General features: G+C 70.9%; 17 protein-coding genes. 10 read left to right on the top strand and 7 right to left on the bottom strand.

The annotated features are described in order from the left end of the window. Positions 1 to 36 precede the first annotated feature (36 nt). From ACWDGI_RS02905 to ACWDGI_RS02890, 4 genes are read left to right on the top strand one after another with little or no spacing between them, the layout of a single operon-like run. Entirely contained in the window at positions 37 to 1113 is a 1077-nt protein-coding gene (locus ACWDGI_RS02905) for a hypothetical protein (protein ID WP_450754682.1), read from the top strand. A gap of 30 nt (positions 1114 to 1143) precedes the next feature. Further along, a complete protein-coding gene (locus tag ACWDGI_RS02900; protein WP_450755282.1) occupies positions 1144 to 2343 on the top strand; it encodes a toxic anion resistance protein in 1200 nt (399 codons plus the stop codon). After that, positions 2340 to 3878: a substrate-binding domain-containing protein gene (locus ACWDGI_RS02895; protein WP_450754680.1), complete on the top strand. Its 1539-nt coding sequence runs from the start codon at positions 2340 to 2342 to the stop codon at positions 3876 to 3878. The genes ACWDGI_RS02900 and ACWDGI_RS02895 overlap by 4 nt, the downstream gene beginning before the upstream one ends. Continuing rightward, complete coding sequence (locus ACWDGI_RS02890; RefSeq protein WP_450754678.1) at positions 3865 to 4467, top strand: hypothetical protein; 603 nt, start codon at positions 3865 to 3867, stop codon at positions 4465 to 4467. The genes ACWDGI_RS02895 and ACWDGI_RS02890 overlap by 14 nt, the downstream gene beginning before the upstream one ends. A 258-nt stretch (positions 4468 to 4725) precedes the next feature. Here the strand turns inward: ACWDGI_RS02890 and ACWDGI_RS02885 are convergent, their stop codons facing one another. Further along, positions 4726 to 6549 (bottom strand): phosphoenolpyruvate carboxykinase (GTP), encoded by a 1824-nt coding sequence (locus ACWDGI_RS02885; protein WP_450754676.1) that lies wholly within the window; start codon positions 6547 to 6549, stop codon positions 4726 to 4728. Positions 6550 to 6928: 379 nt separating this feature from the next. Between ACWDGI_RS02885 and trhA the strand changes: the two genes are divergently transcribed. The 4 genes from trhA to ACWDGI_RS02865 all read left to right on the top strand — a co-directional run bounded on the left by trhA (position 6929) and on the right by ACWDGI_RS02865 (position 10726). Next, the gene (gene trhA / locus ACWDGI_RS02880; protein WP_450754674.1) at positions 6929 to 7645 is read left to right on the top strand and encodes a PAQR family membrane homeostasis protein TrhA; all 717 of its coding nucleotides are present in this window, start codon (positions 6929 to 6931) and stop codon (positions 7643 to 7645) included. 112 nt (positions 7646 to 7757) lie between these two features. After that, complete coding sequence (locus ACWDGI_RS02875; protein WP_450754672.1) at positions 7758 to 9332, top strand: DHA2 family efflux MFS transporter permease subunit; 1575 nt, start codon at positions 7758 to 7760, stop codon at positions 9330 to 9332. Further along, on the top strand, positions 9329 to 9970 hold the full coding sequence (locus ACWDGI_RS02870; protein ID WP_450754670.1) for a TetR/AcrR family transcriptional regulator: 642 nt from the start codon (positions 9329 to 9331) through the stop codon (positions 9968 to 9970). The genes ACWDGI_RS02875 and ACWDGI_RS02870 overlap by 4 nt, the downstream gene beginning before the upstream one ends. A 33-nt stretch (positions 9971 to 10003) precedes the next feature. Beyond that, complete coding sequence (locus ACWDGI_RS02865) at positions 10004 to 10726, top strand: Mut7-C RNAse domain-containing protein (protein WP_450754668.1); 723 nt, start codon at positions 10004 to 10006, stop codon at positions 10724 to 10726. Between the two features lie 18 nt (positions 10727 to 10744). Here ACWDGI_RS02865 and ACWDGI_RS02860 read toward each other — a convergent pair whose 3' ends face one another. From ACWDGI_RS02860 to ACWDGI_RS02835, 6 genes are all read right to left on the bottom strand, one after another. After that, entirely contained in the window at positions 10745 to 12088 is a 1344-nt protein-coding gene (locus ACWDGI_RS02860) for a UDP-glucose dehydrogenase family protein (RefSeq protein ID WP_450754666.1), read from the bottom strand. A 115-nt stretch (positions 12089 to 12203) separates the two neighbouring features. Further along, positions 12204 to 13448, bottom strand: coding sequence for a right-handed parallel beta-helix repeat-containing protein (locus tag ACWDGI_RS02855; protein WP_450754664.1), 1245 nt, complete (start codon positions 13446 to 13448; stop codon positions 12204 to 12206). Next, positions 13445 to 15379, bottom strand: coding sequence for a right-handed parallel beta-helix repeat-containing protein (locus ACWDGI_RS02850; RefSeq protein ID WP_450754662.1), 1935 nt, complete (start codon positions 15377 to 15379; stop codon positions 13445 to 13447). The genes ACWDGI_RS02855 and ACWDGI_RS02850 overlap by 4 nt, the downstream gene beginning before the upstream one ends. A gap of 4 nt (positions 15380 to 15383) precedes the next feature. Beyond that, complete coding sequence (locus ACWDGI_RS02845; RefSeq protein WP_450754660.1) at positions 15384 to 16670, bottom strand: glycosyltransferase family 2 protein; 1287 nt, start codon at positions 16668 to 16670, stop codon at positions 15384 to 15386. Positions 16671 to 17098: 428 nt separating this feature from the next. After that, positions 17099 to 19126, bottom strand: a complete 2028-nt coding sequence (locus tag ACWDGI_RS02840) for a thioredoxin domain-containing protein (RefSeq protein WP_450754658.1) — start codon at positions 19124 to 19126, stop codon at positions 17099 to 17101. Further along, positions 19107 to 19733: an ArsR/SmtB family transcription factor gene (locus tag ACWDGI_RS02835; protein WP_450754656.1), complete on the bottom strand. Its 627-nt coding sequence runs from the start codon at positions 19731 to 19733 to the stop codon at positions 19107 to 19109. The genes ACWDGI_RS02840 and ACWDGI_RS02835 overlap by 20 nt, the downstream gene beginning before the upstream one ends. 198 nt (positions 19734 to 19931) lie before the next feature. Here ACWDGI_RS02835 and ACWDGI_RS02830 point away from each other — a divergent pair, with 198 nt between their 5' ends. Continuing rightward, positions 19932 to 20330 (top strand): hypothetical protein, encoded by a 399-nt coding sequence (locus tag ACWDGI_RS02830; protein ID WP_450754654.1) that lies wholly within the window; start codon positions 19932 to 19934, stop codon positions 20328 to 20330. A gap of 123 nt (positions 20331 to 20453) precedes the next feature. Further along, positions 20454 to 23654 (top strand): tetratricopeptide repeat protein, encoded by a 3201-nt coding sequence (locus ACWDGI_RS02825; protein WP_450754652.1) that lies wholly within the window; start codon positions 20454 to 20456, stop codon positions 23652 to 23654. Positions 23655 to 23657 lie beyond the last annotated feature (3 nt).

The following is a 23657-nucleotide window of genomic DNA, read 5'->3' as shown; positions in this document are numbered from 1 at the left end:
CCTGGAATGTGGAGTTCCGCGAGCACGCTCCCCGGCGTGAGACGTATCGCGGGAATCGTCCTGGCGGTACTGCTGATCGGTGGCGTGGTGGCTGCCGTCGTCGCAGGCCGGCAAGGGGACGACAAGGGCACGGCAACGAAGACCGTGCGTGGTGTGATCGGTTCGGAGAAGTCGGACTTCTTCGCCGATCCCGATGTGGTGAAGGCCCTCGCCGCCAAGGGCTACACCGTGAAGACGGAGGCGTCGGGGTCCTGGGCCATGGACGGCCTGGACCTGAAGGGCTATGACTTCGCGTTCCCGTCCAGCTCGGCACCCGCCGACCAGCTGGCCGCGAAGTACCACGCCCGCCAGCCGCTCCCGAGGCCCTTCTACTCGCCCCTCGTGGTGGTGGCCCACCGCAGCGCCGCCGAGGTACTGGCCGCGAACGGCCTCGCCGTGCTCGACGGCAAGGGCAAGGGCACCCTGAAGATGGCCGCCTACCTGGACGCCGCCCGGCACGACCGGACCTGGCAGCAGCTCAAGGGGGCCAGGGCGCACGGCGAGCTGACCGGGACGCTGTACATCACCAGCACCGACCCGGAGACCTCCAACTCCGGCGCCCTCTACCTCGCCGCCGCCTCCTACGTCGCCAACGGCGGCCAGGTCGTGGCGAGCGACGCCGCCGTCGCGAAGACCGCACCCCTGCTGCACAAGCTGGTCAGCGTCCAGGGCGCCCAGCAGCCCAGCAGCGACTCGGTCTTCCGGGACTTCATCAGCGGTGCCGGCAACCCGCTGGTGTGTCTCTACGAGTCGCAGGTCGTCTCGCTGCTCGCCGAACAGCACGGCGCCGACGACCTGGTGGTCCTCTACCCGGACACCACGGTCAACAGCGACCACACGATCGTGCCGATGGACGACGCCGGCCGGGAGCTCGGCGACCTCCTCAGCACCGACCCGGCCCTGCGCAAGCTCGCCGTGCGGCACGGCTTCCGGCCCCAGGGCGACTCCGCCGAGTTCGTCACGGCCACCGCCGACCGGGCCGCGTACCTCAACCAGACACTGACCGGCGTCCGGCAGGCGCCCGTGCCCACCTCCGCGGTGCTGCACGAGATGGCCCGCCGGGCGCGCGGCTGACGGGGGGATCCTGTGAGCAACTTCGACAAGATGAGGCCGAGCGGCGGCGAGCACCCGCCCACGCTGAGCGGTGAGGACGTCTTCACGCTGACGCCGCCCGAGGCGGTCGCGCCGGTGCCGCGGGAGAAGGCCGGCGGACTCGTGCCCGTCGACGACGGTGTCCGTACCGACATGGCGCACAAGGCCTCCGTGTACGTCCGGGACCTGGCCGCCCTGGACGCGCGGTCACCGGAGTTCGCGAGCAAGGTCGGCGAGATCACCGGTCTCGGCGCCGGCGAGATGCGCAGCGCCGCCTCGCAGTCCAACCGCATGCTGGAGCGGGCCGTCCGCAGCCTGCCCGACAAGGGCGGCGACGCCCAGGGCAAGGTCGCCGGCTCACTGGTCGAACTGCGCCGGGTCGTCGAGGACCTGGACCCGCGCGACCTGCCCTCGGGCAAGGGCCGCAAGTTCCTCTCCCGGCTGCCCGGCGGCAACAGGCTCCGCGACCACGTCGCCAAGTACGCCTCAGCACAGGGCACGTTGAACAAGATCGTGGGCTCGTTGCGCGGCGGCCAGGACGAACTCCGCCGGGACAACGCCGCGTTGCAGACCGAGCGGGTCCGGCTCTGGGAGACGATGGGCAAGCTCCAGGAGTACGTCGTCCTCACCCAGGCCCTGGACACCGCCGTCGAGCAGCACATCGGCCGGCAGCCGGACCCCCAGGAGGCCGACGCGCTCCGCGCCGACGTGCTCTTCCCGGTCCGGCAGAAGCACCAGGACCTGCTCACCCAGCTCGCGGTGTCCGCGCAGGGCTACCTGGCGATGGACGTCGTACGACGCAACAACGACGAGCTGATCAAGGGCGTCGAACGCGCCGCCACCACCACCGTGTCGGCGCTGCGCATCTCGGTGATGCTGGCCTCCGCGCTGGACAACCAGAAGAAGGTCATCGAGCAGGTCAACGCGTTGCGCGGGACGACCGAGGACCTCATCCGGGGCAATGCCGAGATGCTCGCGGGCCAGAGCGGGGAGATCCAGCGCATCGCCGCCGACCCGGCCGTCGGCGCCGAGACGCTGCGCGCCGCCTTCCAGCAGATCTACCGCACCCTGGACGCCATCGACACCTACAAGGTGCAGGCGACCGAGGTGATGGCGAACACCGTGCAGTCCCTCACGGACGAACTCCAGTCGGCCGGTGCCTACCTGGAGCGCAGCCGCTCCAAGGGCGCGCTGGAGGGCGGCCCGGCATGAACAGACGCCCGCTCCTGACCCTGCTCGCCACCGCAGCCCTGCTGACCGGGTGCACCTCCGAGAGCCACCGGGACGACGACTCCACCGCCCCGAAGCCCGGCACCCTGCGCGTCCTCGCCTCCTCCGAACTCAGCGACATGACGGCCGTCTTCGACCAGGTCCGCAAGGACACCGGCGTGACGATCCGCCCCACCTACCTGGGCACCCTGGACGCCGTCGACCTGGTCGCCCAGGGCAAGGCGGACGGGAGGTACGACGCCCTGTGGCTCTCCTCCGACGACTACCTGCGGCTGCGCCCTGAGGCGGCGAAGAAGGTGGTCTCGGAGACCTCGATCATGTCCAGCCCGGTCGCGATCGGCGTCCGGACGGCCACCGTCAGGTCGCTCGGCTGGAAGCCGGCCGACGTCACCTGGTCGCAGATCGAGCAGGCCGTGGAGGGCGGCAGGCTGACGTACGGCATGACCGACCCGGCCCGCTCCAACTCCGGTTTCTCCACGCTGGTCTCGGTGGCCTCCGCGCTCACCGGCGCCCAGTCGGCGCTCACCGACGCCGACGTGTCCAAGGCGACCCCGCGGCTGAAGAAGTTCTTCAAGGGCCAGACCCTGACCTCGGGCTCCTCCGGCTGGCTGGCCTCCGCCTACCGGCGGCGCGGCGACGTCGACGCCCTGCTCAACTACGAGTCCGTTCTCAAGGGCATCCCGGGCCTCACCGTGATCCGCCCCGCCGACGGCGTGATCACCGCGGACTACCCGCTCTCCTCGCTGTCCGCCTCCTCGGCCGACACCCGCGAGGACGTCCGCAGGGTGGCCGAGGACCTGCGGACGACGGCCGTGCAGAAGCTCCTCACGGACACCACGCACCGCCGCCCGGTGGTCGCCTCGGTGCCGCCCGCCGCCGGTCTCGACACCTCCCGCCGCCGTGAACTCCCCTTCCCCGGCAGCAAGTCGGTGGCCGACGGGCTGATCTCCGCGTACGAGAACGAACTGCGCCGGCCGTCCCGCACGGTCTACGTCCTGGACACCTCGGGCTCGATGGAGGGCGACCGTCTCGCCCGCCTGAAGAAGGCCCTCACCGACCTCACGGGCGACTTCCGCGACCGCGAGGAGGTCACCCTGATGCCGTTCGGCTCGGACGTGAAGAACGTCAGCACGCACGTCGTCGACCCGGCCGACCCGGACACCGGCCTGAACGCGATCCGCGAGGACACCGACGCCCTGCGGGCCGACGGCGACACCGCCATCTACACCTCGCTGGAGAAGGCGTACGACCAGCTGCGCGCCGACCGGGACACCTTCACCTCGATCGTGCTGATGACGGACGGCGAGAACACCACGGGCGCCGAGGCCGGCGAGTTCGACGACTTCTACCGCGGCCTGTCCACCGGCCGGCGGAACATCCCCGTCTTCCCGATCCTGTTCGGGGACTCCTCCCGCACCGAACTGCAGCACATCGCCGCCCTGACCGGCGGCCGTCTCTTCGACGCCCAGCAGGGCTCCCTGGACGGCGCCTTCGAGGAGATCCGTGGCTACCAGTAAGTTCCTCGGCTGTCTGGAGTCCCGCAAGAACCTCACCGGATCGGCGGGCGGCCTGCTCGGCCTGGTCCTCACCTTCACCGGGGTGGCCGGCCCGTACTGGCCGGTGGTGGTGGCGGGCCTGTACGGCGCGGGCGCGCTGATCGCCCCGCCGGAGCGGCCGCCGCTGCCGGACTTCCCGACGCCGTCCGCGCAGCTGGAGGGGGTGCGGGCCGACTTCGGGAAACTGGAGACCTATCTGACGGAGGTCGGCCTGCCCGCTTCGGCGCAGGCCCGGCTCGGCGAACTGACCGGCCTGCTCACCGCGTTGCTGGACCCGGGCTGGGCGGCCGAGCTGCTGGCCCAGGACCCGGAGGGCGTCCACGTGCTGTCGCGGACGGTACGGCAGGACATCCCGGAGGCGGTCGACAGCTTCGTCCGGACACGCTGGTGGACGCGTCTGACGCCCGGCCAGGAGCCCCCGGAACAGCACTTGGAGCGTCAGCTGACCGTCCTCAAGGAGGAGGCGGAACGCCTGGCGGCGACTCTCAGGGACACGGAGGCCAGACGCCAGGAGACGCATACCCGCTACTTGGAGGAGAGGGGCAACTGAAGAAACTCAGGGGCGCGAGGAACTGCGCGACAGGCCACGACGGCGCCGCACCCGACAACGCACCCCCGGGCTACGCCCCCACAGGCGAAGGCCTGCCGCCCCCGCCCCCGTCGGGGCGGACGGGAAGTGACGGGAACAGCAGGCCCAGGGCCACGCACGCCGTTGTGCGCGGCCTCGCCGGTTCACACCGCGGCCGGCCGTGACGATCACTGGTCAGGGCACATCCGTGCCGGCCGCGGAGTCTTCGGACAGCGGGACTCAGCCCAGGCGCTCGACCAGCGCCCGGTACTCGTCCCACAGTTCCTTCGGCGTGTGGTCGCCGAAGGTGTTGAGGTGGTCGGGGACCAGCGCGGCCTCCTCGCGCCAGGCCTCCTTGTCGACGGTCAGCAGGAAGTCGAGGTCGCCGTCGGCCAGGTCGAGCCCCTTGGTGTCGAGGGCCTCACGCGTCGGCAGCACGCCGATCGGCGTCTCCACGCCCGCCGCCTTGCCGTCCAGCCGCTCCACGATCCACTTCAGGACCCGGGAGTTCTCGCCGAAGCCGGGCCACACGAACTTGCCCGCGTCGTTCTTGCGGAACCAGTTGACGTAGTAGATCTTCGGGAGCTTCGCCTGGTCCTTGCCCTTGGCGACGTCGACCCAGTGCGCCATGTAGTCGCCCATGTTGTAACCGCAGAACGGGAGCATCGCGAACGGGTCGCGGCGCAGCTCACCGACCTTGCCCTCGGCCGCGGCGGTCTTCTCTGAGGCCACGTTGGCGCCCAGGAACACGCCGTGGTTCCAGTCGAAGGACTCGGTCACCAGCGGGACCGCGGTGGCGCGCCGGCCGCCGAAGAGGATCGCCGAGATCGGCACACCCCGCGGGTCCTCCCACTCCGGCGCGATGATCGGGCACTGCGCGGCGGGCACGGTGAAGCGGGCGTTGGGGTGGGCGGCCGGGGTCTCGGAGTCCGGCGTCCAGTCGTTGCCCTTCCAGTCCGTCAGGTGGGCCGGAAGCTCCTCCGTCATGCCCTCCCACCAGATGTCGTTGTCGTCGGTGAGCGCCACGTTGGTGAAGACCGCGTTGCCCCACAGCGTCTTCATGGCGTTGGCGTTGGTGTGCTCACCGGTGCCGGGCGCGACGCCGAAGAAGCCGGCCTCGGGGTTGATCGCGTAGAGGCGGCCGTCCTCACCGAACCGCATCCAGGCGATGTCGTCGCCGATGGTCTCGACGGTCCAGCCCGAGACGGTGGGCTCCAGCATGGCGAGGTTGGTCTTGCCGCAGGCGCTCGGGAAGGCGGCGGCGACGTACTTGGACTCGCCCTGCGGAGGAGTGAGCTTGAGGATCAGCATGTGCTCGGCGAGCCAGCCCTCGTCCCGCGCCATCACGGAGGCGATGCGCAGGGCGTAGCACTTCTTGCCGAGCAGGGCGTTGCCGCCGTAGCCGGAGCCGTAGGACCAGATCTCGCGGGACTCGGGGAAGTGCGAGATGTACTTGGTCTGGTTGCAGGGCCAGGGGACGTCCGCCTGGCCGGGCTCCAGCGGGGCTCCGAGGGTGTGCACGGCCTTCACGAAGAAGCCCTCGTCACCGAGTTCGTCGAGGACGGCCTGGCCCATGCGCGTCATGGTGCGCATGGAGGCGGCGACGTACGCGGAGTCCGTGATCTCCACGCCGAGCGCGGAGAGCGGGGAGCCGAGGGGGCCCATGCAGAACGGGACGACGTACATCGTCCGGCCCTTCATCGCGCCGCGGAACAGGCCCTTCTCGCCGGAGAAGATCTCGCGCATCTCGGCGGGAGCCTTCCAGTGGTTGGTCGGGCCGGCGTCCTTCTCCTCCTCGGAGCAGATGAAGGTGCGGTCCTCGACCCGGGCGACATCGGTCGGGTCGGAGGCCGCGTAGTAGGAGTGGGGGCGCTTGATCGGGTCGAGCTTCTTGAAGGTGCCCTTCGCCACGAGCTCCTCGCACAGTCGCTCGTACTCGGCCTCGGATCCGTCACACCAGACCACGCTGTCCGGCTGCGTCAGTTCGGCGATCTCGTTGACCCACGAGATCAGTTCCTGGTGCTTGGTGGGGATGACGGTGGGAGCCGCGATGTCGCGCGCCACGATTGCTCCTAAATGAGGGATTTTTTGATCTTTTTGGTCCGCTGAGGACCTTGTCGCCCCGTGGGGGCTGCGACCCGGATGCTTCACGGTCATCGACCGCCTGGCGCTCATCCGGTGCCGACCGCACTCATTTGATCCTCCGACTCGATCACCCATCTGTCCAGAGGGAGTCACAGATGAGCGACGTGAGGAAGGCCACGGTCGCGGTGCCGACCTGCGTTTCTTTGCGTCCACATTGAGTTCGCCTCAAGGTCTTTTTGCCCGGTATCGCAGGACCGCCGGGTGGCCGACGGGTGACCCGTGAGACGATGGCCACCCCCGGCCCGTCATCGGCCGAGACCGATCCGTGACTTACGGTTCCGTAGGTACGATGCAGTCCATGACTGCGCCCGTCCCCGACGCGCCCACGGATTCGCCGGCCGCCGGCCGCGGCTCCAGCGCGCTCTCCTCCCTGTCGCACCAGGTCAAGCCCAAGTTGCGTGGCTGGCTGCATCTGGGCATGTTTCCGGCCGTACTCATCTCGGGCCTCGTCCTCACCGCTCTCGCCGACTCACCGCGCGGCCGTGTCGCGTGCGGGATCTACGTCCTGACGGCGTGTCTGCTGTTCGGCGTGAGCGCGCTGTACCACCGGGGCAACTGGAGCCCGCGCATGGACGGCATCCTGCGCAGACTCGACCACGCCAACATCTTCCTGATCATCGCGGGCACCTACACCCCGCTGACCCTGCTGCTCCTGCCCGCCGCGCAGGGGCAGTGGCTGCTGTGGGGCGTCTGGGCCGCGGCGGCCGCCGGCATCGTCTTCCGGGTCTTCTGGGTCGGCGCCCCTCGCTGGCTGTACACGCCCTGCTACATAGCGATGGGCTGGGCGGCGGTCTTCTACCTGCCCGACTTCATGCGCACCGGCGGTATCGCCGTGCTGGTCCTGGTGATCGTCGGCGGCCTCCTCTACAGCGCGGGCGGCGTGATCTACGGCATCAAGCGCCCGAACCCGTCACCGCGCTACTTCGGCTTCCACGAGGTCTTCCACTCCTTCACGCTGGCCGCGTTCGTCGTCCACTACGTGGGGATCTCGCTGGTGGCCTACCAGCACGCGTAGCCCCACCCCCCTCCGCGAGTGGCCACGGCTCCCGAGCCGTGGCCACTTTTCTCATGCCCTGACATCAACTCCCCATTGACAGGTACTAGATTTTGAGAGCTACTCTCATTTCATGGCTACTGTCACCCAGCTTGAAGAGACACATCGGAACCCGCGCCGCTGGTGGGCCCTGGGCGCCCTGGTCGCGAGCATGCTGGTGCTCGGCTTCGACACGACGATCCTCAATGTGGCGCTCCCGACCATGGCCGGGGAGCTCGGCGCCACCACCAGCCAGCAGCAGTGGATGGCGGACGCGTACGTCGTCGTCTTCGCCTCGCTGATGCTCCCGGCCGGGCTCCTCGGCGACCGCTTCGGCCGCCGCCGGATGCTCGTCACCGGCCTGGTGATCTTCCTGGCCGGGTCCCTGGTCGGCTCCCTCGCCGACGACGTGAACTGGGTGATCGCCGCCCGCACGGTGATGGGCGTCGGCGCGGCACTGGTGATGCCGCTCGCCATGTCCGTGCTGCCCTCGCTGTTCGGGCCGAAGGAGCGCACCCGGGCCGTCGGCATCGTCTCGGCCGCCTCGGCGCTCGGGCTGCCGCTGGGCCCGATCATCGGCGGCTTCCTGCTCAACCACTTCTGGTGGGGGTCGGTCTTCCTGATCAACGTCCCGATGGCCGCCATCGGGATCGCCGCCTGCGTCTTCCTGCTCCCCGAGACCAGCGACCCCGCCTCCCCCAGGGTCGACGTCCTCTCCACCGCGCTCACCGTGACCGGCCTCGGCGCCCTGATCTACGCCATCATCGAGGCCCCCGACCGCGGCTGGGGCGACCCGCTGGTCCTGGCCCTGCTGGCGGGCTCCGTCGTCCTCGTCGCGGGCCTGGTGCTGCGCGAACGCCGGGTCGAGCGCCCCATGCTCGACATGACCCTCCTCGCCCACCGCGGCTTCCTGCTCAACACCCTCGCCGCGACGCTCGTGATGTTCGTGCTGTCCGGCCTGCTGTTCGTGCTGCCGCCCTACCTCCAGGCGGTCCTCGGCAACGACGCCTTCGGCACCGGCCTGAGGCTGCTGCCCATGATGGGCGGCCTGCTGGTGGCCGCCCGGGGCGCCGAGGCGGCGGTCGCCCGCTTCGGATCACGCGCCGTGATCGCCACCGGCCTGGTCGTCCTCGCCTTCGCCGCGATCCTCGGCAGCCGTACGACCGTGGACTCCGGCTACGGCTACACCGCGCTGTGGCTGTCGATCGCGGGCCTCGGCTTCGGCTTCTCGGTGGTTCCCGCCATGGACGGCGCCCTCGCCGCCCTGCCCACCGACCGGGCCGGCAGCGGCTCCGGGCTGCTGATGACCACCCGCCAGGTCGGCGGTGCCATCGGCATCGCCCTGCTCGGCAGCCTGCTCGCGAGCACCTTCCGTGACCGCCTGGACGTGACCGGCCTGCCCGCCCCGCTCGGCCACACCGCCGGCGAGTCGGTGGTCGCCGCCCACCTGGTCGCGGAGAGGGCGGGCTCGGCCCCACTGGTCGCCTCCGCGAACGCCGCGTACGTGCACGGCATGGGCCTGGTCCTGCTGGTCTGCGGTGCCGCCGCGCTGGTCACCGCGCTGCTGGCCGCCGCGCTGCTGCCCAACACACCGACCGCCCACCCCACCGAAGCGGAAGGCAACGAGGACGCGGCCGTGGCCCCCGCCACCGCCGATGCCGGACAATGACCAGCATGACGGCACCGCACACCTCCTTCTCCCCGGCCGACAACCCCCGGCTCGGCCTGCGTGAACGGAAGAAGATCAAGACCCGCGAGGCGATCCGCGAGGCGATGTACGCGCTGGTCGAGGAGCAGGGGTACGAGGCCACGACGATCGAGCAGATCGCCGAGCGGGCCGAGGTGTCGCCGTCCACCGTCTTCCGGTACTTCCCGACCAAGGAGGACATCGTCCTCACGGACGAGTACGACCCGCTCATCATGGAGGAACTCCGGGCGCGGCCCGCCGACGAGCCGTGGCCGGAGTCCCTCCGCCACGTGATGCACCGGGCGGTGGCCCTGGGCATGAAGGACGCCCGCTCGGTCTCCCGGCTGCGCACCCGCCTGATGGTCGAGGTGCCGGCGGTGCGCTCCCGGATGATGGAGAGCATGTCGGAGACCGGCCGGCTGCTGTGCCAGGCCATCGGCGAGCGCACCGGGCGCGACCCGCACAGCCTGGAGGTGCGGGTCTACGCGATGTCCATCGTCGGCGGGCTGATGGAGACCTCGATGTACTGGGCGGAGCAGGACCACGAGCCCGACTTCCAGTCCCTCGTGGACCGCGCCCTGAGCGTCATCGAACACGGTCTGCCGCCGGAAAAACCCTGAGGTCCCGGCCGCCTGCCGTGCCATCCTGGCCAGGTGAACGCTGCCGAGATCCGTGTCGAAGTCGCCCCCGAGCTGGCCCTGTTCGTCCCGCACGCCCGCCGCACCGGCACCCACCCCCTCGCCGTCGACGGCGTCTCCACGCTCGGCCATGTGATCGAGTCCCTGGGCGTCCCGCTCACCGAGGTCGGCGCGCTGGAGGTGGACGGACGGGAGGTGCCGGCCGCGCACATCCCGGCGGACGGCGAGTCGGTGGCCGTACGCGCGGTCCGGCGCCCGCAGGAGATCCCGGGCGCTCCGCTCCGCTTCCTCCTCGACGTCCACCTCGGCACCCTGGCCCGCCGGCTGCGCCTGCTGGGCGTGGACACCGCGTACGAGTCGACGGACATCGGCGACCCGGCCCTCTCGGCCCGCTCGGCGGCCGAGAAGCGCGTGCTGCTCAGCCGCGACCGGGGCCTGCTGCGCCGCCGCGAACTATGGGCCGGCGCCTACGTCTACAGCACCAGCCCCGACGACCAACTCCACGACATCCTCGACCGCTTCGCCCCCGAGCTGCGGCCCTGGACCCGCTGCACGGCCTGCAACGGCCTGCTGAGGAAGGCGACCAAGGAGGAGGTGGCGGACCAGCTGAAGGGCGGCACCCAGAAGTCGTACGACGTCTTCGCCCAGTGCACGGAGTGCGGCCGCGCCTACTGGAAGGGCGCGCACCACCAGCAGCTGGAGGCCATCGTGGAGCGCGCCCTCGCCGAGTTCGCCTGAGCCGGCCCGCGCCCGGGCTCAGTTGCGGCCCAGCGCCCGGTACTCCCAGCCGGCCGCCCGCCACTGCGCGGGGTCCAGGGCGTGCCGGCCGTCCACGACCCGGCGCCGGTTCACCACGGAACCCATGACCTCCGGGTCGATCTCCCGGAACTGCGCCCACTCGGTCAGCAGCACCACCACGTCGGCGTCCGCGGCGGCCTGCAGCACGTCGGTGCCGTACTCCAGCTCCGGGTGGACGCGGCGGGCGTTGTCCATCGCCACCGGGTCGTAGACGGTCACCCGGGCACCGGCCCGGTGCAGCGTGGCGGCGACGTCCAGCGCCGGGGCGTCCCGGATGTCGTCCGAGTTGGGCTTGAAGGCCGCCCCCAGCGCGACCACCTTCGTCCCCGCCAGTTCCCCGCCGACCAGCTCACGGACCAGGTCCACGGTGCGGGCCCGGCGGCGCTGGTTGATCCCGTCCACCTCGCGCAGGAACGCCACCGCCTGGGCGACGTCCAGCTCCTCGGCGCGGTGGATGAAGGCCCGGATGTCCTTGGGCAGGCAGCCGCCGCCGAAGCCCAGGCCCGGCTTGAGGAACCGGCCGCCGATCCGGTCGTCGTAGGCCAGCGCCTCGGCCAGCAGGTGCACATCGGCGCCGGTGGCCTCGCAGACCTCCGCCATGGCGTTGATGTACGAGATCTTCGTGGCCAGGAACGAGTTGGCGGCGACCTTGACCAGTTCGGCGGTCGGCAGGTCGGCCACCACCACCGGGGTGCCCTGGGCGATGACCGGCGCGAACGCGGCGCGCAGCTGTTCCTCCGCCCACACGGACTCGGTGCCGAACACCAGCCGGTCGGGGTGCAGGGTGTCCTCCACGGCGAAGCCCTCCCGCAGGAACTCCGGGTTCCAGGCGAGTTCGACCTCGTCCCCGGCCGGGGCGGTCTCGCGGACCAGCTCCGCCAGCCGGGCCGCGGTGCCCACCGGCACCGTGGACTTGCCGACCACCAGGGCCCGCCGGCGCAGGTGCCGGGCCAGCTCGGTGACCGCGCCCTCCACATGGCGCAGGTCCGCCGCGTAGGAGCCGGGCTGCTGCGGGGTGCCCACGCAGACGAAGTGGATGTCGCCGAACTCCGCGGCCTCCGCCAGGCTGGTGGTGAAGTGCAGCCGGCCGGACTCCTGGGCCTTGACCAGGAGTTCGGGCAGCCCTGGCTCGAAGAACGGCACCTCCCCGGCTCTCAGCAGCTCGATCTTGCCGGGGTCCACGTCGACGCCCAGTACTTCGTAGCCCAGCGCCGCCATGCACACGGCGTGCGTGGCGCCCAGGTAGCCGGTGCCGATGACCGTGAGACGGGGAGCGTCGGTGCCGTCGAGAAGAGTGTCCATGATGCCTCCGAGAGGGGTTCCCGAGCTGAAGGTGCGCATGCCGAGGACGCGCTTGGGTGAAGGAGAGGGGACTGCGGCCGCGTGCGGGGCCCGGGTGCGAACCGGGCCCCTCGCGTCAGGAGGAGCAGGCTGTGTTGGCGAGGCCCTTCGCCGCTTCGCTGACCTTGTTGTCGCAGGCGACCTTGTTGTTCTCGACGGGCGCGAGGTGGAAGCCGTAGCCGGGGCCGTCCACCTGCGCGGTGTTGCCCTGGAACAGGTTTCCGGTGCCCCAGCCGTCGAGGATCCGGTGGGTCTGGAAGCCGTCCTCGCGGGAGTGACGGCCGACATTGCCCCTGATCAGCCAGTTGTTTCCCTTGACGTCGACCCAGGAGTCGTTGTGTCCCCCGCTGAGCCCCGCGCCGTCGAAGGTGTTGTCGATGAGGGAGCCACCGGTGGTGCCCTCCTTGATGTCGACGGACTCGGCGGTGGTGGCGCTGACGTGGTTGCCGCGGATGACGTTGTCGTCGCTCTTGTCGGGCTTGCAGTCGGTGACCGTGCACCAGTTGGACTCGGCCGAGCCGACGTAGATGCCCTCGCCGAAGGTCTCCTTGCGCTTGCCCGTGTCACGGACGGTGTTGCCCGTCACCACGTTGCCGGAGCTGAAGTCGCGCAGATGGATGCCCTCGTCGCCGATGTTCTCGACGGTCAGCCCCTGGATGACGGTGCTCCGGACGTGGTCGGCCATGACCCCCTTCTGGCCGTTGCGGACCGTGAAGCCGATCAGCCGCCAGTGGCTGGCGCCGTCCAGGTGGAAGGCGTAACCGCCGTCGACGTCACCGGCGTCGATCACCGCGCCGGGGCCGCCGCACAGGAAGATCGGCCGGCTCCCGGTGCCGGGGTTGGCGGCGGTGAACTTGTCGTCGTACACCCCGTCCCGCATCTGGATGACATCGCCGGGCCGTGCCTGGTCCAGCGCCTCCGTGAGGGACTTGGCGTCCCCGACGGTGACCGTGGCGGCCGGGCACTTCGTCCCTCCGGCGACGGCCGCCGCGGCGGAGCCGGACGGGGTGGGCGCGGCCGTGGGCTCGTCGGAGGCCGTACCGCTCGGTTCCGGAGCGGCGGAGGTCGCACCGGAGTCGTCGGCGTCGTCCGTGGGGGTGGCCACCGCGATGGTCGGGCCCGCGTCGGGGCCCGCCCCGTACACCACGGGCGGGCCGTCTCCGGCGGAGGCCGCCACGATCAGCGCCACCACCGAGATCAGCAGGGCGGCCGAGGCCACCCACAGCGGCAGGCCGCCGGAGAGCCAGATCCGGCGCAGCCGTTCCGCCGTCGTGGGCCCGGCCCCCGGGGCTTCTGTGCCGTCCGGTGTGTCGTCGCTCATTCGCTCATCACCGGCACCTTGCGGCGGCCCGCCACCTCGATCTCGTCCGCGGGCGGGGCGGGCAGCGGTGCCTTGTCCGAGTAGGGGTGGACGATCCGGCCGGCCCGCCCGTGGCCGCGCCGCCTGCGCCGGCCCATGGCGGCCGAGAACAGGATCAGCAGCAGGATGCCGGTCCACAGCAGGGTCATCGGGCTCGCGTAGTGCTTGACCTTGACCCAGAAGGAACTGGTGTCGTACCAGGCGAAGGTCTGGTTCTCCTTGATGTCGGCGCCGCCGTGCGAGCGGCTGGAGTCCAGCGCGCTGGGGCCGACCCCGCCGATCACGTTGAACGAGACCGTCGTACCGTCCACGCCGCCGACCAGGCTGACACCGTGGTTGGTCGCGTCCTGGACGGTGTTGCCGCGTATCTCGGCGGCCGAGTCGCGGACGTACACGCCGGTCTCCGGGCCGTCGATGATGTTGCCGGTGACCGTGGCGTCGCTGACGCCGTCCCGGACCGAGATGCCCTGCCGGTTCTGGCCGCTCAGGCGGTTGCCGGTGATGGACACCTTGTCCGCCGCCAGGCGGGCCACGATCCCCATGTCACCGCCCTCGATACGGTTGTTCTGCACCCCGACGTCGAACCCGCCGAGCACCTCGACGCCGTAGCGGCCGTTGTCCTTGGCCACGCTGTTGGCGACCGAGTTGGAGCCGTAGCTGTCGACGGCCTGCCCGGAGGCGGAGGGGCCGTCGGCGAGCGGCTTGCCGCTGAGGGTGTAGCCGTTGCCGCCGTTGCCCTGGGCGGTGGAGCCGCTGATCCGCACCTGCTGGGTGGCGCGGGAGAGGATGAAGCCGTCGCCGCCGTTGTCCTTGGCGACCGTGCGCTGCACCAGCGAGCTGGAGACGAAGCGGTGCAGCACCACCCCGTCCTCCAGGCTGTTCTGCACGGTCGTGTCGCTGATCTCGATCCCCGTGGCACTGGAGATGAAGACGCCGAAGGCGTTGCCGGTGATGGTCGAGTGGGTGATCGACCCGGAGACGTAGGAGAGTCCGCCGGTGGAGAAGCGGGCGTCGGGAGTGGTCAGTTCACCGGAGGGCATGGCGGTGACGTCGCCGCTGCTGGAGCCGTCGTCCTGCGTGTCCCCCTGCTCCCTGGCCCGCTCCCGTGCGGTCTTGCCGTGGATCTGGCCGGTGTCCTCCAGTGAGCCGGTGTTCGGCCGGTCGGTGCCGGTGAGGCTGAGTCCGCCGGTACGGCCGCTCCAGAAGCCCAGGTTCGCGAGCTTGGTGTGCGTCATGTCGAACTGGCCGCCGATGGTGCGGATGTAGGCGCGGCCGTCCCGGACATCGGTGTCGGCCTTGTTGGCCTGCGGGTCCCAGCTGGTGACCGTCAACGGGGCCTGGGCGGTGCCCTGGAGCGCCAGTTCGCCGCCGAAGGAGACGATGGAGACGAAGCCGGTGCGGTTGCTGGCCATCCGCAGGGTGAGACCGCCCGGGTTGGACAGCTTCAGCTTGGCGCCGACGTTGAGGTAGATGTTCTCGGTCAGCAGGTACGAGCCGTCCTTGCGCCGCACAAAGGTCTGCGGGGCGAGTTTCAGCAGGTCGGCGATGGTGTAGGCGTTGCTGCGCTGGGTGAGCACCAGGGTGTATCCGTTGTCGGTGTCCAGCCGGTACGGCACGGTCCACTTGGTGCTCTGCAGGGGCGCCACCGAGGTGAACGCCCGAACCTGGTTGAGCCGGTGGTCCTCGTCGGCGACCAGCGCGGCCTGGGTCTCCGCGTCCTCCGCGGCCAGCTTCTGCTTGTCGCCGTCCCCGTCGGCGTGCGCCGCGGTGGACGTGCCCAGCAGCAGCGTGGCCGCCACCGCGAAGGAGCCCAGCAGCGCCGCCGTTCTGGCACCCGCCCGGCGCAGCCCCGTGCCGGGGCCCGGTCTGGCAGTGATGAGTCGTGCCGACATGACGTCAGATCACCTCCGGCTGGAGAGCGGAGTGGTTCTGACCGCCGCCGGAGAGGGTCGAGGCGCTCTGGCCCTCGCCTCCGATGCTGGTGGAGCTGCGGGTGAGCCAGCCCTGCTTGTTCATGGTGACGAAGGCGTACAGCTTGATCGGCAGCGAGATCATGATGACCACGAGAGCCGTCAGCGGCAGCAGCAGGATCTCCTGCGGATGCCTGCGCAGATGCGAGTAGCCACGGACCGCACGGCCCAGCATCAGCCAGACCAGGGTGAGGACGATGCCGCGCCCGCTGAAGTCGAGCCGGCTCAGCAGCAGATAGCCGAGGGCCATGCCCATGGTCACCGGGGTGAGCAGGATCTGCAGCACGGTGATCTTGGTGACCAGCGGGGCCCGCCACAGCCAGCCCTTGTACAGCGAGGTCAGGTAGCACCGGTAGGAGTTGCGGCTCCACCGGACGCGCTGCTTGACGAAGGCCCGGAAGGACGAGGGGAACATGGAGATGGCCCGTGCGGAGGACTGGTGCACCGTCTTGTAACCGGAGGCGAGCACCAGCCAGGTCAGCCTGCCGTCGTCGCCGGCCACGCAGCGGCGGCCGAGGAAGAACTCGTTCTCCAGGTTCTCCAGGACCGGCAGGACCGCCGCCCGCCGGTAGGCGGCCGTACGGCCCGACAGACAGGCCACGGCACCGGCCCGGCCCATGGCCGGGACGTAGTCGTAGTAGCGGAGGTTGACCAGCCAGTCGGCTATTCGGCGCCAGACGCTGGTGGTGCGCTGGTAGACGTTCTGCTGGGTGCCCACGCCGCCGACCGTGGGGTCCACGAAGGGCATCTGTACGGCGTCCAGCAGGCCCGGCTCCCAGCGGGTGTCGGAGTCCACCAGGACGAGCACCTCCCCGGTGGCGGCACGTATGCCGACACCCAGGGCGGAACGTTTCCCCCTGTGTTCGAAGGCGAGCACCCGCACCCGGGGGTCCTCCACCAGCGACAGCCGGCGCAGTACCTCGTGGTCCTCCACGTCGGGAACGATGATGATCTCGGCCGGGTCCTGGGCGAGCCAGGTGTCCAGGCATTCCAGCAGGATGTCAGGGTCTTCCCGGTACGCCGGGACCACCACGGAGACACTGGTACGGAAGTTGTTGACGACCGGCTTGGCGAACCGGGAGAGCACCGCTCGGTACAGCCAGAGCGCCCAGACGAAGAGTCCGGCAAGCCCCAGCGGCATCAGCTCTCGCCACGAAGTTTCCCCCACAGCCTCGACGATCCACGACCAGACCTGGTCGAAGAACTCGGACAATGTTGCGTTCTCCCCCCACATGACACGGCTGCCTCGGTCCGAAAGGGACAGAACCGGGCACTGCTTCAGCGATGCTAGGAGATCTTGGGTGAACGAGGGCCACACAAAGCGCAAACTTCGCTTACAAAATCTTCACACACCACTCGCCACGGATGCGACGAGTCGTCGTACGACAGGTGTGCAGGACCCCCGATTCCCCATTCTCTCCCCAGCCGTGACAGCGCGTCACACGCGTCACGGCGCGAGCAGGATCATATGAGGGTGATGTGAAGAGCACGAACTCTTCCGATAAATGACATGTTTCGACGCAACGAGCAGAAAGCGCGACCCGCTCGAACACGCACGGGAAGGGGTGCGGGGCGGCAATCGACATGCGGCTACCGGTGGAGACCCGGCGGGGGCCCGCTGAGGGCCGCCCACCTGGTCCTTCAGCCCCCGAGCGCCGATTTCAGCCGCTCCGGGTCGGTGGTCGGGGCGTCACAGGTGAAGTTACGGCAGACGTACGCGGCCGCCTCGCCCCCGACGAGCGGGCGCTCGGCCAGCAGCGGGAACTCGTCACTCCCCGGAGTCCCCACGGCCACGACCGCACCGGGGGCTACGCCCAGAAGTGCGATGCGGTGCAGGGCGGTCGTACGGCCGTCCCGCTGGTCGGGTCCCACGACCGCGACCTCGCGCGGACCGTCGAGGAACGCCTCGGCGACGGCGAGCCCCCACCCGATGAAGCGCGGCACCCGCGGCCCGAGCGTCCTGACGACACCCAACGCCCGTTCCGCCGCGGTGCGATGAGGCTCCGACCCGGTGTGGGCCGCATAACTCAGCAGCGCACCCGCGGCCGCGGTCCAGCCGGAGGGCGTGGCGTTGTCGGTCGGGTCCTGCGGCCGGCGGATGAGCCGCTCGGCGTCGGAGGCGGTGTCGTAGAGGGAACCGGTCTCCGGGTCGGCGAACCGGACCAGGACGTGGTCGAGCAGCAGCCCGGCGAACTCCAGCCAGACGCCCTCACCGGTCACCGACGCGAGCGCCATGAAGCCCTCGGCGACATCGCCGTAGTCCTCCAGCACGCCCGCGTTGGCGCCGACCCGGCCGTCCCGGCTGGTGCGGGCGAGCCGCGCGTGGTCGTCGAGATGCAGCCGTACGAGGAGATCCGCGGCGCCGACGGCGGCCTCGACCAGATCGGGCCGGCCGAAGTAGGCGCCGGTCTCGGCGAGCGCGGCGACGGCGAGGCCGTTCCAGGCGGCGACCACCTTGTCGTCCCGGCCGGGGGCCGGGCGCTCCGCGCGCCTCGCGAGCAGCCGCCGCTTGATCGACTCGACCCTTTCGGCGTCGAACACGCCCTCCTGCTGCGGGAGTTGCAGGACGGACTGACCGTGCTCGAAGGTGCCGGCCTCGGTGACCCCGAAGTACTGGGCGGCGAGATCCGCGTCCGCGCCGAGGACTTCGCCGAGCTGCGCGGGCGTCCACACGTAGTACGCGCCCTCGACGTGCTTGCCGGTCCCGTCGTCACTGTCGGCATCCAGGGCGGAGGCGAACCCGCCCTCGCCGGTGCGCAGTTCCCGGACCATGAAGTCGGCGGTCTCCAGGGCTACCCGGCGGGCCAGCTCGGACCCGGTGGCCCGCCACAGGTGCGCGTACGCCCGGCAGAGCAGGGCGTTGTCGTACAGCATCTTCTCGAAGTGCGGCACGACCCAGTCGCGGTCTACGGAGTACCGGGCGAAGCCGCCGCCGAGCTGGTCGTAGAGGCCGCCGCGGGCCATCCGCTCGCAGGTGTCCGCGGCCATCTGCAGGGCGCCTTCGGAACCGGTCCGGGCGTGGTGGCGCAGCAGGAACTCGATGACCATGGACGGCGGGAACTTGGGTGCGCCGCCGAACCCGCCGCGCTGCGCGTCGTATTCACGGGTGAGCCCGAGCAGGGCCTGGGCGAGCTCCTCCTCACCGGGCGGCCGGGCGCCCTGGTGGCTGATCTCCCGCTCGGCGAGATCACGGACGATCTTCCCGGCGACCTCGGCGACCTCGTCCCGCCGGTCCGCCCAGGCGCCCCGGACACCTTCCAGCACCTGCCGGAAGGAGGGCATGCCGTGGCGCGGGGCGGGCGGGAAGTAGGTGCCGAAGTAGAAGGGCTCGGCGTCGGGCGTGAGAAACACGGTCATCGGCCAGCCACCCTGCCCGGTGGCGGCCTGCACGGCCTCCATATACACGGCATCGACATCGGGCCGCTCTTCACGGTCGACCTTTACGGCGACGAAGTGCTCGTTGAGGTAGTCGGCGGTGTCCTGGTCCTCGAAGGATTCGTGGGCCATGACATGGCACCAGTGGCAAGAGCTGTATCCGACGCTCAGCAGGACGGGTCTGTTCGTCTCGCGGGCCCGGGTGAAGGCCTCGGCCGACCAGGGCCACCAGTCGACGGGATTGTCGGCGTGCTGGAGGAGGTACGGGGACGTCTCATGGGCCAGTCGGTTCACCCTCCCACTCTCCCACGGCGTCGGGAGCAGCGTAGAAGCGCAGGTTGACCCGGCGTGCCCCCTCGGGAACGGCGTCGTCGGGGTGGCTGTGGCGGGCGAGGAGTTCCTGGTAGGCGTGGACGAAGGCGTGCAGGTCGTCCTTGGTCATCCAGGTGCCGGTGCGCTGCACCTGGGCCCAGCCCTGCGGCCCCCGGTACTCCTCGTGGGCGCGGCGGAACAGCGTGGTGTCGACCTCGATCCTGAGCAGGGCGAGGTGCTCGGCCGCCGCGTACTCCTCGCTGGTCATGGCGGCCGGGTCGGGGGTGGTGTGGCTGAACGGCAGGCTCCGCCACCACCGCTCCCGCCCTCCCGACTTCTCCGGGATCTCCTCGATGAGCTTCTGTTCGGCGAGTTTGCGCAGGTGGTAGCTGGTGGTGCCGGAGCTCTCGCCGAGTTCGCGGGCGAGCACGGTGGAGTTGGCCTCGCCGTGCCGGCCGAGGTAGTCGAGGATCCGGCGGCGCAGGGGATTGCCCAGCGACTTGTAGAGGGCGGTGCGTTCGAGGCCGGTCAGCTCGGTGTGGGCGGCGGGGTCGGGCGCTGCGGCGGTCCCGGGCGTGACGTCGGTCATGCGATCACCGTAGCCCTGAGACCCCTGAGAGAACCCTGACCCTTCCCCGATGTCTGCCGAATTCTCTTTGCAGAATTTTCTCTGCGGTCTAGCGTGGGGCATGGCGGAGGACCCGTGAGGTCCACGAGTTCGGGGAAGCCGGAACAAGGTGAGGGGGCCGAGGTGTTGGAGCGGTTAACGGCGACGGAGGCGCGGAGGATGCAGCGGACGAGGCGGTTGAAGAGGTGGGCACTGATCCTTCTCGGGTCGTCCGCCGTGCTGCTGGTGCCGTGGATGGTGGTGCTGGCGCTGACGCTGCCCACCAAGGCCGAGGTGCACAACTGGTCACTGGCCTGGATCGGGCTGGACGTCCTGATGGCGATGGGCTGCGCGGCCACGGCGGTGCTGGGGTTGCGGGGTGACGCCCGGGCGCGTCTGACGGCTTCGGCGACCGCATCGGTCGCGATCCTGGACGCCTGGTTCGACATAACGACGTCGGCGGTCGGCGTCGAACTGCTCGAGGCGCTGGGCAGCGCGGTGGCGGAGGCGGGGCTGGCCGCGGCATGCGTCTTCCTGGCGCTGTCGAAGGGCCGGCAGAGCGAGCCCGTGCCGCGGTAGCCGAACCGCCGCGTGACGATCCCGCCGGGATGATCCGCCTTCGATGATCCGGCCCTCTCGCAACTTCGCTCTCTCCCAAGGACACTCATAAGCAAAGGAGTTACCGCTGGAGGGGGACGGGACATGCGGGACGCCCATCGGGCGGAGGCCGACCGGCTGCTGGTCCGGGCCGTGGAGGAGGAGGTCCGCCGCTCCGGCGGCCGCGTGGACGGGCAGCTGTTGCTGTCCCGGGCCCGCGGCGGCCTGGAAGCGATGGCACAGAGCGCCGCCGAGGAGTACGACACCTACGCCCACGCTCTCGACGAGAGCGAGGCCGGCCGGCAGAGCTTCGGCCAGCGGTACGCCAGAGAGGGTGCCGGAACTCCCCTGCTGGTAGCGGCCGTCGCCGCGGTCGCCGCCAGCGTCGCCGACCTCTCCCTGGGCACCGGCGCCGGTACGGCGCTCGGCGCGGGCGTGGCCGCCGGAGTGATCGGCGCGGCCGCCACGGTCGTCAAGGTCGCGGGTGCTCATCTGCCCGCCGCTCATCACCAGGCCGGTGCGGCCGGTCAGCCCGGCGGTCCCGAGCAGCTGCGGCTGCAGTGGCTGACCGCGCTGGAGGTGCGGGGCATTCGCCCGTTCCTCGATCAGCAGCGGGTGCTGAGCGCGTCCACGGGGCCGAAGAAGCAGGGCCCGGGGCTGCGCGGTGCGGACAAGAGCGCTGCGGCCCGCAGGCGTACGGTGCTGCAGCAGTCGTTCGGTCAGCTCCCCGACCCGGACGTTCCGTTCGCCGGCCGGCACCAGGAGCTGGCGCGGATCCGGCAGTGGGCGCAGGCGGCGCGGGCGACCACGGAGACCCGTCCGACGGTGGTCGTCCTGCACGGCGAGCCCGGCTCCGGGCGTACGACGCTCGCGGTCCGGGCCACCCACGATCTGAAGGACTTCTTCCGGGGTGCGGTCGTGGTGGATCTGCGCGGCGACACCCGGGGCGAGCCGCCGTTGCCCACCCGGGACGCGCTGCTGCATCTGCTCAACCGGCTGGGTGCGCCGCGTGAACAGCTGCTGTTCCGTGAGCGTTCCTCGGCGGATCAGCAGGTCAAGCGGCTCAGCGAGCTGTACCACCAGCACCTGACGGGTCTGCCGGTGACGATCGTGCTGGACGACGCCTTGGATGCCGAGCAGGTGCGCACGCTGATCCCGGAGCGGTCCGACAGCCTGGTCCTGGTCACCGCACGGGCCCAGCTCGACCTGCCCGCGGACCTGCCGGCCTGGGTGCATCAGCTTCCGGTGACGGCGCTGGACGCGGCGGGCGCGGAGGAACTGCTGGACGCGGCGGCGCAGGACACGTCAGGGCCGTACGACGCGCAGTCCGCGGAGCGGATCCGGGAGTTGTGCGGCGGGCTGCCGTTGGCGTTGCGGGTGGCGGGCTCGTCGCTGGGTTCGCGGTCGCCGCTCCAGCTGGCGGCGGATCTCGGCGCGTACGGCCCGGTCGAGCCGGTGGAGCGGGTGCTGTGGCTGCGCTACACCGACCAGTCGGAGACCGGGCGCCGTCTGCTGCGGAGGCTGGCGCTGGCGGGCCGGGCCTCGCTCGGCGCGGCGGCCGCGGCCGCTCTGCTGGCCACGGACGAGGCGGAGGCGACCCGTCATCTGGTCACGCTGGCGCAGGCCGGTCTGATCGACCACGTCCGGGGCAGCCGCTACCGGCTGCACGACCTGGTCCGTGCCTTCGCCCAGGCCCGCCTCGCCGACGAGGAGGAGCCGGCCGACCGTACGGCGGCGCAGGAGCGGCTGATCGTGAACTACGGGGAGCTGGCCGACTCCGTGCTGCGGCTGGTGGACGGCAACATGTCGACCCGCTCGGACCGGTTCAGTCCGCACGGTTTCACCTCGCTCGACGAGGCGCTGCGCTGGCTGGACGACGAGTCGAGTTTCATCACGGCGGCGCTGCGGCACGCGGAGGGCGTCGACCAGGCGGCCGTGCAGAGTCTGCTGGGCGCGCTGTGCGACTACTGCCTGTTGCGCGGCGACCTGTACCGGCTCGGTGAGATCAGCGAGTTGGCGCAGGCGGTGGACCAGGGCCTGCTGGTGCGCTCGGTGCAGTGGCGTACCGGTATCGCGGCCCGTCAGCTGGGTGAACTGGACAAGGCGCGCACCACCCTCACCTCGGTGGTGGACCTCTACATGGAGGCGCATCACGACGCCGGTGCGGCCCGCGCCCTGTGCTCCCTGGGGATCACCCTGCACCATCAGGGCAACCTCACCGAGGCGGCGGCCAGGCTCCAGGAGGCGCTGGATCTCCAGGCGGCCCCCCAGCTGGCGACCGACCGGGCCTGGACGATGCACGCGCTGGCGGCGGTGCAGCGCGACCGTGCCCGGCTGCCGGAGGCGTTGGACCTGCTCACCCGTTCGCTCGTGCTGCACCGGGAGGGTGGTTCGGTGCACGGCGAGGCCTGGGCGCACTTCCAGCTCGGTCAGCTGGCGCTGCGGATGGGTGACGTACCGCGAGCGGAGCGGGAGCTGGGGGCGGCGCTGGAGCGTTACGGCCGTACCCGCGACGCCCGTGGCGAGGCCTGGGCGCTGACCCAGCTGGCGCGGGCCCGGTTGGTGGACGGTGACGCGTCCCCGGCGGTGGACGCACTGCGCCAGGCGGCCGCCCGGCACCGGGAGAACGAGGACGCGCGCGGCGAGGCCTGGACGGTCTACTACCTGGGCCAGGCCCTGGAGGAGACCGGCACGCTGGACCTGGCGGTGCGTGAGCTGGAGCGCTCGCGCACCATGTTCTCCCGGATACGGGACGTCTACGGGCTGGCCTGTGCCCGCCACCACTCGGCCCGGGCGACCCGCGACCAGCGGGCGGCTCAGACCGGCTCGCTGCGCAACTCGGGTTTCGCCCGTCAGCTCCTGGTCGACGCCCGCGCCGACTTCCAGCGCATCGGTGTCGTCCACGGCGAGGCCTGGACCTGTCTGGAGCTGGCCGTCGTGGACGCCGGCAACAACCGCACCCAGCAGGCCCTGGCCCTGTGCGACGAGGCGGTCACCCTGTTCTCGTCGTACGGCGACCGCCGTGGTGAGGACTGGGCCCGCTTCCTGCGCTGCACCCTGCTCCCCTACGCCGCGCCGGGCGGTGTGGAGGTGGGCACGGCGGTCGCCCAGGAGGAGTTGGCCCAGCTCTCCCGCGGCGCCCATCCGCTGCGCGACGAGAAGCTGGCCGAGTACGTCACGGCGTACGGCCTGCTGCTGGACCGCGGGGTCACCCTGGAGTCCGGCTGGCAGGCCTGGCGGCTGGGCATGGTTCCCAGCCGGCACGCCCGTGAGGTGATGGGGGTGCCGGTGCCGGGTGGGGCGTGAGGC

This window comes from Streptomyces sp. NPDC001220, from assembly GCF_053597895.1.
This window is presented reverse-complemented; position numbering and strand designations above follow the sequence as displayed.